Origin of the sequence: Methanolobus sp., from assembly GCF_030682845.1 — an archaeon.
Classification (GTDB): Archaea; Halobacteriota; Methanosarcinia; order Methanosarcinales; family Methanosarcinaceae; genus Methanolobus.
In genome coordinates this window covers 1-12682 of record NZ_JAUXNK010000012.1, presented here as the reverse complement: position 1 = coordinate 12682, position 12682 = coordinate 1, and the positions used below count along the sequence as shown (strand labels likewise).

At 40.4% G+C, this 12682-nt stretch carries 9 protein-coding genes and 1 pseudogene; 6 read left to right on the top strand and 4 right to left on the bottom strand.

Features of this window, described 5'->3' with window-relative positions:
- Positions 1–4: 4 nt before the first annotated feature.
- On the bottom strand, positions 5–187 hold the full coding sequence (locus tag Q8J68_RS01295) for a hypothetical protein (protein ID WP_305309764.1): 183 nt from the start codon (positions 185–187) through the stop codon (positions 5–7).
- Positions 188–262: 75 nt separating this feature from the next.
- Between Q8J68_RS01295 and Q8J68_RS01290 the strand changes: the two genes are divergently transcribed.
- From Q8J68_RS01290 to Q8J68_RS01265, 6 genes and pseudogenes are all read left to right on the top strand, one after another.
- On the top strand, positions 263–496 hold the full coding sequence (locus Q8J68_RS01290) for a hypothetical protein (RefSeq protein WP_305309763.1): 234 nt from the start codon (positions 263–265) through the stop codon (positions 494–496).
- 429 nt (positions 497–925) lie between these two features.
- Positions 926–4150: a PAS domain-containing hybrid sensor histidine kinase/response regulator gene (locus Q8J68_RS01285; protein ID WP_305309762.1), complete on the top strand. Its 3225-nt coding sequence runs from the start codon at positions 926–928 to the stop codon at positions 4148–4150.
- Between the two features lie 39 nt (positions 4151–4189).
- Positions 4190–4620: pseudogene (locus Q8J68_RS01280) on the top strand (IS1 family transposase); the annotation flags it as partial.
- Positions 4621–5913: 1293 nt separating this feature from the next.
- A complete protein-coding gene (locus Q8J68_RS01275) occupies positions 5914–6708 on the top strand; it encodes a helix-turn-helix transcriptional regulator (protein WP_370867577.1) in 795 nt (264 codons plus the stop codon).
- Between the two features lie 303 nt (positions 6709–7011).
- Positions 7012–7416, top strand: a complete 405-nt coding sequence (locus tag Q8J68_RS01270) for a peptidoglycan-binding protein (protein WP_305309760.1) — start codon at positions 7012–7014, stop codon at positions 7414–7416.
- Positions 7406–9133, top strand: a complete 1728-nt coding sequence (locus Q8J68_RS01265; protein ID WP_305309759.1) for a phosphatidylserine/phosphatidylglycerophosphate/cardiolipin synthase family protein — start codon at positions 7406–7408, stop codon at positions 9131–9133. The genes Q8J68_RS01270 and Q8J68_RS01265 overlap by 11 nt, the downstream gene beginning before the upstream one ends.
- A 765-nt stretch (positions 9134–9898) precedes the next feature.
- Here Q8J68_RS01265 and Q8J68_RS01260 read toward each other — a convergent pair.
- From Q8J68_RS01260 to Q8J68_RS01250, 3 genes are all read right to left on the bottom strand, one after another.
- Positions 9899–10441: a hypothetical protein gene (locus tag Q8J68_RS01260; RefSeq protein ID WP_305309758.1), complete on the bottom strand. Its 543-nt coding sequence runs from the start codon at positions 10439–10441 to the stop codon at positions 9899–9901.
- Between the two features lie 187 nt (positions 10442–10628).
- A complete protein-coding gene (locus Q8J68_RS01255; RefSeq protein WP_305309757.1) occupies positions 10629–12146 on the bottom strand; it encodes a DUF790 family protein in 1518 nt (505 codons plus the stop codon).
- Positions 12147–12154: 8 nt separating this feature from the next.
- Positions 12155–12682, bottom strand: a 528-nt coding sequence (locus tag Q8J68_RS01250) for a helicase-related protein (RefSeq protein WP_305309756.1), incomplete at its 5' end; no start/stop codon positions are given.

Sequence of the window (12682 nt, the reverse complement as noted above, 5' to 3'; positions counted from 1 at the left end):
ATTATCAGAGGGAACCCGGTGAGAGTTTTTCCCCGAACAGGCCATCGCGCTCTGAGAGTTGGTCTTGAAGATATGCGATTAGCGACTTATAATAGACATTGGCTCTGTAGAAATCCTCATTATTCAGGGAGGGATAATAGTCCATGATTATCTCAAATATACTGCCAGCTATTGACCGTCTTGTCAAAATTGACCAGATGATATTGATTTTGATAGGTTTTCTACAGAGCCGTATAATTTACGTTATATAATGGAGGAAAAAATGACCGGAAATGAAGTAACACAAATAATACTACAAAGTTCAAGAGTAAAGACTACGATCATGCTTGTTTTAATATGTGGTATACTGAACATAGGTACTGATATGAGTATTGGGTTAGTTCCTGGTTTTGGTGATGTTGCCAATACGCTCATTGATACAGTACTTGTTATCCTTCAAGTAGGGTCAGTTATGTACTTAAGATCTCATGGAATTGAATATACACCTAAGACCTAATACAAAAAACACTCTCGTTTTATAGGTAATGAAGTAGTTTCTGTGTCCCGTAGAAACCATATCATCGCTCAAATGCAAAGTCAACAACTCCTGACCGAAGTCGGGGGTCGTTGACAACTTCAGTGGGCGATTACCTTATGTTCGTGGAGGCGATGCTCTACGAGGAGCTGGGAGGTGCTCAGGGATGAGAAGTGCAGGTTGTCGGTGCCTTTTTCTGGTATATCTTCGTTGTCACAGAAAAGCAGATAGTTGCAGTTCCTTCTTTAATTCATAGAACTTGTTAGTATTAACGTTATAATAAGCAAAAGTTGAAATATTATGTAATATAAACAATAATAAAATAAATAATATATTTATAATATAGGCAGTTTCCATCATGGTCTGACAATACTAAAACAGTGCGCCAAAGGCAAAACAGAAGGGAAGATAATGAAAAATAAAGAAAGTGTGGAACGGATGTTTAAAATAAACAGCTGTCTGCTTGATTTGGGCGCCGACTATGAAGCCAATATTAACATCCTGACAGCGCTTTGCGGTGAACTCTTAAATGGTACATGTGCCCTATACAACCGACTTAATGATGACATGCTATCTTCTGTTGGACAATGGCAGACTCCTCCAGACTATATATCAGAGGATCACGCGCAAGGGCATATCTGCTACGACCTGATCAAAGGCGTTATCTCCAAACCTTACATTGTGCGCAATCTAGGCGAAAAAACCTATGTCAAGACGGACCCAAATGTGGCATTGTATAATCTTCAGACTTATATCGGTCATCCAGTTATGTGTTGCACTGAGGTTGTCGGTTCTCTTTGTGTCGTGTATCAGAACGAGATAGAACCCAGTGAGGATGACAAACATATCATTGGACTCATAGCCTCGGCTATTGGCAGAGAGGAAGAACGTAAAAATGTAGAAGAGGAACTGCATAAAAGCCAGCAGCAACTATCCAATGCATTAAATATCGGAAAGCTTGGCCACTGGGAACTTGATGTTGTCAAGGGTATATTTACTTTTTCGGATGAGTTTTACTCCATATTCCACACGAATGCTAAGGAAATGGGCGGCTATAGAATGCCAATCGAGGATTATGCCAGGCGTTTTGTACATCCAGATGATCGTCATATGGTCTCAGAGGAGACACGTAAGGCATTGGATGCTGGAGATTCAGACTTCAGTCGTTATATTGAACATCGCATGCTCTATGCTGACGGGAGCACAGGTTACCTGGCAGTCAAATGGTTTATCGTAAAAAACAGTAAAGGTCAAACTGTCAAATCCTATGGTGTTAATCAAGACATTACTGATCGCAAGTTGTCAGAAAAAGCTTTGATGCATTCTCACAACTTATTGAGCTATATCGTAGAACACACAAGAAGTGCTGTTGCAGTACACGACCGCGATTTAAATTATATATATGTCAGCCAGCGATACCTTGACGAGTACAAGGTCAAAAAGAAGGATATCATAGGAAAACACCACTACGAAGTATTCCCAGATCTACCCCAAAAGTGGAGAGACGTTCATCAAATGGCGCTTGCTGGTGAAGTTATAAGTGCTGAAGATGATCAATATATTAGGGAGGATGGCACCGTAGAGTGGACTCGCTGGGAATGCCGCCCTTGGTACGAAATGGATGGATCGATTGGTGGAATTATTGTTTACACCGAGGTCATCACCGACCGCAAGCAGACAGAGAAAAACCTGGAGGAAACTTCCAATATCCTAGAAGCCATGCTGGATCAATTACAGGACGTAGTAGCTTTCCAGAAAACCGACTTTACAATTATGCGCTATAACAAAGCTGGTTATGAATTGTTGAACATGTCACCTGAGGATGTGGTGGGTAAGAAATGTTATGAGCTGATAGGGCGCCAAGATGTATGCCCAAATTGTCAGTTAAAAAAAGCTATGGAAACAAAAAAGATCGAGACTGCAGATAGATATGTACCTGAACTTGATAAGTATATAAGAGCAACAAGTAATCCTATACTGGATGAGAATGGAGAGATTCTCTTCATAGTTGAACAGCTCCAGGACATTACTAAAAGCAAACAAACAGAAGAAAAGTTAAAGCGACGTGAAACACTCCTAAACAAGGTGTTTGATATTCTACCTGTTGGGCTATGGTTTGCCGATAATAATGGAAAACTGCTGCGTGGGAATCCTGCAGGAAAGCGTATATGGGGAGCTGAACCGCTTATTTCTCAGGAAGAATATGGTGTGTTTAAAGCATGGAGACTACCCTCGGGAGAAGAGATACTTCCTGAAGACTGGGCACTGGCCCACACTATCAAAGAAGGTGTAACAATAGAGGATGAGCTTCTGGAAATTGAGGCATTTGATAATAAAAGAAGGATCATACTCAATTATACGGCTCCAGTACTAAGTGATGATGGAGAGATGTTGGGAGCAATAATAGTCAACAACGATATCACTGAACTCAAGAAGACAGAGATGGAGCTAATAAATGCTAAGGAGGCTGCAGAAGCTGCCAATGCAGCCAAATCAGAGTTTCTTGCCAATATGAGCCATGAGATCCGAACCCCCATGAATGCGATAATCGGTTTTGCCGATTTACTAATGGAATCCGAGATGAGCGATGTACAAAGACACTATGCTCAAATTGTACAAAAAAGTGGGGGAATGCTCCTTAATCTTATAGAAGATGTACTTGATATATCAAGGATAGATGCTGGTAAACTCGAACTTGAAAGACTGGACTTTGATCTGCTAAATCTTCTCAAAGACTTCATCGACACTATGGGCCTGCGTGCGCAGCTTAAGGGGTTGGAACTATCATATAGCCTTAAAGAGAATGTTCCCTTATTGCTTCATGGTGATCCAAGTCGTTTGACCCAGATACTTACCAATCTTACAGGAAATGCCATAAAATTCACTTCAGAAGGAAAAGTAATAATCCATATCTCAGTAGAATCCCATAACTGTGACAATGTTATACTGCGCTTTTCTGTGAGCGATACAGGCATTGGCATTCCCGAGGATAAGATCGACCTGATCTTTGAAAAGTTCACCCAGGCGGACGCCTCAAACAGCCGTAGATTCGGTGGCTCAGGTCTGGGACTTGCAATATCCAAGCAATTGGTCAAAATGATGGATGGAGATATTGGTGTTATCAGTAAAGTTGGAGAGGGATCGGAGTTCTGGTTCACCGTACGGCTGGAAAAACAGTCCAAAGCAAAGTGGGTAGAAAAGTATGAAAAAGAGAATTTGATTCAAACCAGCAATAACGTACTGAGGATCTTGCTGGTCGAGGATGACATGCACAGTCAGGAAGTTGCTCAATCTATGCTAATTAACCTGGAATTCGATGTGGATACTGCTAACAATGGCGTAGAAGCTATAAAAGCTCTTGAGACACAACCATATGACTTGGTACTTATGGATATTCAAATGCCTGAGATGGATGGGCTGGAAGCTACTAAGATAATTCGAAGTCCAGAATCCAAGGTGATCAATAAGGATATACCTATAATTGCACTGACAGCATATGCGATGAAAGGTGACAGAGATAAGTTTTTTGAAGCGGGGATGAATGACTATATCTCCAAGCCTATCTCATTAAAGGTAGTTGGGGAATTGCTAGACAAATGGAATAATATTATTCTTAAAAATAAAGGGCTTTGGTAATCATGTATCGTTATATACTATGACAACTTCTGTTTAAGTATGGACTGTCCTAAGTGCAATAGCTCTAATCACAAAAAGAACGGTATAGTTAACGAACGTCAACGATATGAATGTCATGACTGTGGATATAATTATACAGTAGAACTTAAATCAACAGCCTTTCCTCTCTCTGTTAAACGACAAGCATTACAGCTATATCTGAAAGGATTGGGATTTCGTTCAATAGGACGTTACTTAGGAGTAAGTCATGTCTCTGTTCAAAACTGGATAAAGAGATTTGGCCAGGAGTTAGAGGATCTAAAAAGTGAGAATGAGATAGATATCGTTGAATTGGATGAGATGCATACTTATATAGGAAACAAAAAAAATATTGCTGGATCTGAGTTGCTGTTGATAGAGATGGGAAAAGATTCATCAACTGCTCTTTTGGTAGCAGAGGAACTCAAACAGGACAAAAGCTCTGGAAAAAAGAATTATTTGAGTATTATCTGAAAGAAGCAACACCAGTAACTGAACTCTAATCAAAATATTCCCTGCAGGAAAACATTTTCGATTACGAGAATGATTTATACTAGAAACCCTTTTTGACCTGATTAAGAAAGTAAGATGAGGTGCCTGGAAAACCACCACGCTTTGAAGCACCTCTGTCCTTACGGATCCGAGATATTCCCCAACATCTCTCAACTAACCCACTCTCAAATTGCGGTTCATTCCCCAACGACCCGCAATAATCAGTAGGTCTTTTCTTTATTTAATATCAACCGTTCTTAATCTTACGAATGATATTATCTTTTGTTTGCAAACAATGTTTTAACGACGTTAAAATTTCAATAAGCATTTACTCCTCATCGATTTCCAAATAAGATAATGTGTTGTTGTCAAATAATTGAATAGCTTGTGATTTAAGATAGGTTTCTGAATTTAAACACGGTTTAGGTTATGTAAAAATAGGTTGTTCATAGGAAGAGTCAGGATGGGGGTCTCAGCAATCATGTTGAGAAATAATTCCTGATACATGTGGGGAGATTAATAGTTGAAACAGTTAAAAGAATGTCCTGAGTGTAAGGCACGCCTTTATTACATGGACAAAAAAATACAGCATCGTGAGATATGTGGATACCGGACCAAGAAAAGCGTATTTCCGGATACAAGTGGAATTCCAATACAAGTGGGAGGGGTAATTAATTGAGGCAGCTAACTGAATGTCCTGAATGCAAGGCACTTCTGCGTGACCTCTACCAGAATATACAGCATTGTGCAATCTGTGGATACTGGACCCGTAAGGGGACAGCCAGACTAGACTCTTTAATGGTATTTGCATAGGGTGATAATATACCAAAACAAGAAAAGAAATTCTGTTCAAAGTGCAAAGAGATATTCGGGGAGACTCTGTTGGGAACGAACACAAGTGCCCATACATGCAAACACCTTGGAAGAGGCAAAGGATATATTCAAAAATGATTTTCCAAATGTAAACCACTTCTTCAGGGAGGGGAGGTTCACGATAAATTGGAATTGTCGGACAGCCTGTTCAGTCGGGGGTTGTTGACTTGATAACCTATTAAAGTTAAACACTTTAACTTTCATTTTTTCTTATCATACGGCATTAATTGGCGTACGTGAACAAAACTGAAAGTAACCTACCATTTTAAAACTTTTCTAAAATGACGCCTTCTAATTCGTATTCATTTTATGTACCGATAAAGTTTTGTGCTTGTTTCGGCTGATATTAAATATGATTGCCAACATATGAAAATTATGGAGTGAGCATATTGAAGAAAACTCTACTTGATGTGATATTTGCATCCGAGAAGCGAAAGAACACTCTGCTATTGCTACAGGATGGTCCAAAGGAGATGGAGTTCCTTCTCAACCCTCTTGATACCACCAGGCAGGCATTGCTTCCCCAGATCAGAATACTTGAGGATCATTATCTAATTACTCATTCTCATGACGTCTATGAATTAACGACTATTGGAAAACTGATAGTTGACTACATGGAGCCTATTATAGATAAAATTGGGGTCTTTGATACTGATATTGATTACTGGGGAACTCATTACCTTGATTTTGTTCCTTCACATCTTTTGAAGAGAATAGATGAGCTTGGGCAATGCACGTTAATTAAACCTCATATCACAGAGCTATATGAAATAAACAAAGAGTTTCATGAAGCAACTAAGAAGTCTAAATCTCATTATATAGTAACTACATTTCTCCACCCTAATTTTCCAGAGTTAACGGCAGAGTTGACTGGTGCCAATGTTGAAATATACTTTATTACTTCGCAAGTGCTATTTGATAAACTTTTAGAAGAAAAATATGACGAGTTTTCTTCGATGCTTTCAAATAAATTGATTCATGTTTTTGTTTCTCCTCGAGAAATGGATTTTCAGTTCATTTCAGTCAATGACTATTATATAATAATGGCCTTATTAAAAACAGGTAAAGAAGTCGATCTTTCATATCTACTATGTAGTAGTGAAAAATCCCTCAAGTGGGGAAAAGATTTCTTTGATTTTTATTTGAAGGATTCAACTTTAATAACTGAAATTTAAAAAAATCATTGCTCACTTTCTGAGCAAGAGTTCAATGAAAATTTGGATATAGCAGGACCTGCTACACTCAAGCTTTGAATAGGGCAATGGTGGGGAAAAAGTATAAAGATTACATCTGGCCTGACCCTTGCCCGACATCAAGAGAGATAGTGGAAGGAAGCCATACAATAGTGCCACATCATAGAAAAATGGTTTAGAAATCGAACCAAAAAGCGGAAGTGTCAAAATTTGTTAGCTAAAACAACTCCTTTGACCAAGACCTTACGAATTCGTCTCATTAACGACCTAGGTCAGCCTCTTAAAATGTCCAAGTACCGACTGGAAGTGGATAAACAGATGTTTGAAGGCATAACCAATAATGAAGGCATACTTCAACATGACATTCCAGCGGGAGCGAAAACAGGTAACTTGATACTCGACAAGAAGCTGCTCCACACAAGTGAAAAGAACACAGACGATATGAAAATCGAAAATTGGAGCATCGGTCTCCATATCGTAGATAGCATGGCCCCAGGTGACCAGATAGCTGGTGCACAAGCACGCCTGAACAACTTAGGTTTTTTTGCCAGCAAAGAGATCCAGGAACAATATGACGAGCAAACCAAGCGAGCGATACAAAGGTTCCAAACAGCTCATCCACCTCTTAAGGTAACCGGCACCATAGACCAAGAGACCAAAAAAAGGTTGGAGGAGGTATATGGTAGCTAGTACTCTTTCCCCTCCTCATCGACTAGACCCGCCGGAATCGTTACTTACTCGAACAGCTCAGGTTGGGACTGGCGTCCTCAATACAATATGTGTCCCAGGTGACCCTTTCAGGGATGAGAGAAAATCCTGGTTTAAGACGGAATTTGATCCTGGAGAAGAGAGGCTTATTAATACCTATTTGGGAAGTCAAAAATTAGCATTAATTAAGCGTGCAGTTGGGCGCATTCGATCAAAAACCCCTAAAATAGTCAAAAGTCCCAGAAATGTAAAGAAAGAAATGCCCACTGTTTATGAGGGTAACGAAGTTAAGTATTTGATTGACGGCAAAGAGACTTTTAAGGAAATTGTCGCAGCCATTCGTACAGCCACGGGAATATCGGAGACTGGTGAAAAAGCTGATCACTTCATCTATATGTTGAATTGGTGGATGGATAAAGAGTTCGAACTTGATAGTGATGAGCCAGGAGTAAACCTTGGTTTATTACTTTCTCAGGCCTCACACGACAAAGGTGTTATGGTTCGTGCCATGCTCTGGAATCAACAATTCACCACCCAGAACAGCGCTGAGGCCGATCACATAAATTCGCTGGATAGTGGCGCTGCGATCCTCGATAGCCGTGGTAACGAGGATTTTCCACCGTTTTCATGGGTAGGCATTCCATTTATTCCTATGAATATAGGTGCTCAACATCAAAAGGTACTCTGCGTTTTGGGAGAAGAGGGATTGATATGCTTCTGTGGAGGTATTGATTTCAACCCGGATCGCGTTCAAGAAGTGGGAAAAGGCTCTCCATTCCACGATGTACATTGCAGGATCCGCGGCCCTGCAGCAATGGATCTGGTACATCTTTTTATTCAACGTTGGAATGATCATGCAGAGGGTCAAAAGTATAACCGGTCCGTTGCAATGGGAGGCAAAGGGCCGCTAATAACACTCAAAGAAATGCCGCCCTCGGCTGGGTCTCAGATAGTGCAGATCGGCCGTACTTTCGGGGATTATGACTACGAATTCGCACCCGGAGGCGAGCTAACGGCAAAAGAGATCATTCTCTGTGCCATAAACAATGCAAAGCGGTTCATTTACACCGAGGATCAGTATTTTGTGGGAAATCCGCAGGTGGAAGAAGCTTTATGTGCAGCCATGAAGAGAGGGATCCAACACCTTACTGTTGTCCTCACGTATTATAAATTGATCGACTTACCACTGGTCCAACATCATCGCCGCAAATTCATAAGAAAGCTTAGAGAAGCAGGAGGAGATCGAGTTCGCATCTTTGTCTCGTGTCCTCAGGACTATGACGAAAAGACCTTCAAAGAAGGAAAGATCCCTCACACTTATGTCCACTCCAAACTCTGGATCATCGACGACGAATTCGCGGTAATCGGTTCTCTCAATACAAATAACCGTAGTTGGTCACACGATAGTGAGGTCGCCGCTGGGATTTATGACACCTCTAATGATATTGCGATGACCTACCATTTTGCTCACTGGCTGCGAATCGAACTATGGAAAGAGCACCTTAACTTGCAGACTCCAGAAGGCTCAGCAGAACTAGCAGACGGAGTAGCAAGCGCCGTCCACTGGCTGGACCTTCCCTCAGGAGCACGAGTGCAACGTTACAACGAACAGGAAAAGGGTGATTATCATATTCCTATCCCAATTTTAGGGCTTCCTATCGAACGGTTAGTATACAGTAAAATTATCGACCCAGATTGAATCTACCACCAAATTCAACGACCTCCGACTGAACAGGCTGTCCGACAATTCAATTTCAGCACAACAACGGAGAAAAAGAAAGAACAGACTAAAAAAGAATGAAAATAGCAATCACTCCATTCACCTGCCCAGGGATTATCAGGATGAGCTCCAAAATCCGTGAATGCGGGAAACCTGACAAAAATGAGTTCATGCCATAAAATTTGCGCATTAATTGAGTCAGATGAGATCTTGATCCTGTATTATCCGACAGTTTCAAGATTAAGCATAAAGGCTCTGTCTATTCTTTTATCAGTGGCGTCGGACCGCGCCGCCTGCGGCGGGATGGTTGCGTTTGTAATTCGATCATTAGCTTAAGACCACACCATACAGAAGCTCTGCCTTGTAGAAATTAACATTTTGAAGAACAGTTCAAGCAAAAACATATATTTCTAACACTAAAAAAAAGCCTCAAGACAGTTAGAACCACCAGAGTTTGTGGATATTACTGAGAACATTGTGAATTTTTTATGATTCTTCCCCTTCAGGCAATTACCGGCGAAAATATGCGTACCATAAAGATGTAGGAAATAGGCTCTTGTAGAAAACCTATTTCCTACTCAAAATTACATGATCTTTTTAAAAGGATAAAAGCCCAATGTGTTAACTTGATAGCAAAAACACATCGGAGATAAATAGTGTTTTGCTCCACAACGAAGATCTAAAAATCCTTCCACTATGTCAAAGTGCATCGCAGAAACGTCTTCCTGGGTGACAGGAAATATATCATAAGAGCAATTCTTCTCCATAATGGTCCTCATGCTCCTCCCCCAAACAATCCTCACATAAAAGCACTTGCTTCTGTTCCTCCTCCGAGCAATCAATACAGATCCATGTAGCAATCGTTTTCTTTTGTATCTTCTTGCAAGATACACAATATCGGTTTCTTATTTTGTTCTTAGAAGTAACACGGGGATACTTCGCTCCCGCCACGGTGTCTACAATTCTCTCTAGCTTGATTACATGCTGGATATCATCACCAAAATCATAAACATATTCTATAGTGTTGCCTTCTACAAGTTTAAGTTCATCGATCTTCTTTTTAGCACCGGCACCACTCCCATCAGATTCTATTTCACCCAAGCTTTCTGATTTCCATACCCTGCCTGAAAAAAATTCACCAAGGTGATAATCATCGTGATTGAATGCTTGGCGCATGATGCTATCCAAATCTCCAAGTGTCTGATCGTCTTTTATTTCAATACGGCGCCAGATACCTTTCCTATGTTTCAATGCTGCATTGAAAACGTATACTTTATTGTTTATCACTATAAGCCATCCATATGTTGCCTGTTACAACCAAACAAGAACTTTTATAATCTTCTCCCAAAAGTAGTTTGCTGCAGTTATTGTACTATTATGATGTCGAAATAGTACCAACTCTGATTTTCATTTGTTCTTGTTTGTATGTTCTCCACACAACCGCCATTCATCTGAGAAAATAATGACTATCTGGCTATGAGAGTTTCACTATTTCTGCGTTATCTGGATCAAGCCCGCTCCATTTCACCTTATATCCGAGAATATCAAATAACTGCTGACCTTTAATCCCATATTTCTCGATAATAATAAGAGCTTCGTTGTACTTTTTTACACCATTCAACTCGTCCTCAACAGCTTTTAGGGTTTGATCATCCACAAGCTGATGTCCAATCCGCAGATAACCATTGGCATTGTTTTCGTTTTTAATAGCATTAAGCAAAGCATCGAGGGTGACACTGTATTTTCTGGCAGTCTCCTCGAGATCGATAATATTTCCTTCCAAAGCAATTTCAACATTTTTAAGTCTTTCAATGTCCTCTATGACTTGTTTCTCTTCATATTTTCGCAGAATCTTGATCATTTCAAGATATGGCACCTTGCGGTCATAGAAAATGATGTTATCCATATTGAATTCCGAGCCAGAGCAGGCAAGCTTCTTATTCACAAGAAGTATCATATCTTCTTTTTCCTTCCTCTCCAGCAGGTTTATCTTCTGGATCTTCTTCTTGAGATATTCAGGTGTCCAGAAACCGATTATTTCAACATATATTTTCTTGCCGTCCTTCTCGAGGGAAAAATCGGGAATAAAGGCGTATTGACCTGCTTTCAGTACAGCCGATTCTCTCTTGACATGCCAGTCATTGAAACTAAGCAAAGAGAACTCCTTTTCAATAGCACTGTCAAAGGTCTCCAAACCGGAGTTGGAATCGGGTTCAATATCAAATATTGGACGGGTGTTATCGAGAGTGAAATCATATATCCGTTTTCCAGTCATTGTTTTTTTCAAGATACTTGCTTTTAAGCTCCATTTCTTGCACTTCATGATAGTTGGCAGCAGTTTTGCCAGGGAAGTGCCGTATCTTTCAGTCAGTTTGAACAAGGAAACCGCTCCATCAAGATATATCCTGCCATCCTCTATGGAGTACATCAATCCAAACTTTTTGATCTTCCAGAAGACCTCCTGGAAATTATCCTCTATTTGGATTTCCATGCCTGTTGCTTTAAATAGAAGGGTTTGTGTCAGTGACAGATTATATTGTCTGAGCAGGTCTTCAGGGGTTATTGTCTGGAATTCCTTGATTATCGAGTTCTCCTCCATATCTGCCCACAGGACCTTTTCCAGTTCATCTGGTTTAACTGATAACTTTCCAGCGACCCTGTTTATGACCTTATCTCTTTCTATTATATCAAATACAGCACCCTTGCAATCCTCAAAAACCATTTTTCTGGCAGTTGATGGATCTATGCTCGCATCCATTTCGATGACGCATTTTCTCTTAAGTATTTGAGACAGGCCTCTTATCAAACGGAAATCGAGCTCTTCGATACCTTCAAGCTCTTCAGAGAGTTCTCCATATGTTTTACCGACATGTTTCTGGAATATATCTATTAGAGAACCTGCTATCTCAAGTTTTGTCCGGTCAAGCTTAGCATAGACTGGTTCGATCTTTCCTTTATAGCTTTTTGTAACAAGAAGGTCACTGGTAAGCATTCTTAGTCCTATTTTAAAGCTTTGTTTCTTCTTTTTGCAGTGTTGATCTCGCTTGTCTCTGCCGATACGATCTCATACAGGACAGCTTGCTTTCCTTCCTTCTTCCTGAGTATCCTTCCTAACCTCTGAATAAAAGCCCTTCCACTGCCTGTTCCGCTCAGGATCACACCCACGTCTGCCTCAGGAACATCTATGCCTTCGTCCAGGACTTTCGACGTAACAACTGCCCTATACTCTCCTGACCTGAACCGATCAAGGATCTCATTCCTTTCCTTGCCTGGTGTTCTATAGGTTATAGCCGGTATCAGGAATTCCTTTGATATCCTATAGACAAGTTTGTTGTGCTCGGTGAAAATAAATAATCTGCTATCATTATGCTCTTTCAGGATCTCTCTGAACTTTTCGATTTTAGATGCGCTGTTCAGGGCGATATCCCTCGCTTTGTTTCTTGAAAGGAGGGCTTCCCTTGCATTTGGATCCCTTCCACTTCGAATAACGATCTTCTGAAAATCAGATGGGCTCCTGATCATGATATT

What these genes read in the sequence shown, in the direction of transcription:
- Q8J68_RS01290 (WP_305309763.1), top strand. Translation starts at nt 263, where the DNA reads ATGACCGGAAATGAAGTAACACAAATAATACTACAAAGTTCAAGAGTA.
- Q8J68_RS01285 (WP_305309762.1), top strand. Translation starts at nt 926, where the DNA reads ATGAAAAATAAAGAAAGTGTGGAACGGATGTTTAAAATAAACAGCTGT.
- Q8J68_RS01270 (WP_305309760.1), top strand. Translation starts at nt 7,012, where the DNA reads ATGTCCAAGTACCGACTGGAAGTGGATAAACAGATGTTTGAAGGCATA.
- Q8J68_RS01265 (WP_305309759.1), top strand. Translation starts at nt 7,406, where the DNA reads ATGGTAGCTAGTACTCTTTCCCCTCCTCATCGACTAGACCCGCCGGAA.
- Q8J68_RS01255 (WP_305309757.1), bottom strand. Translation starts at nt 12,146, where the DNA reads ATGCTTACCAGTGACCTTCTTGTTACAAAAAGCTATAAAGGAAAGATC.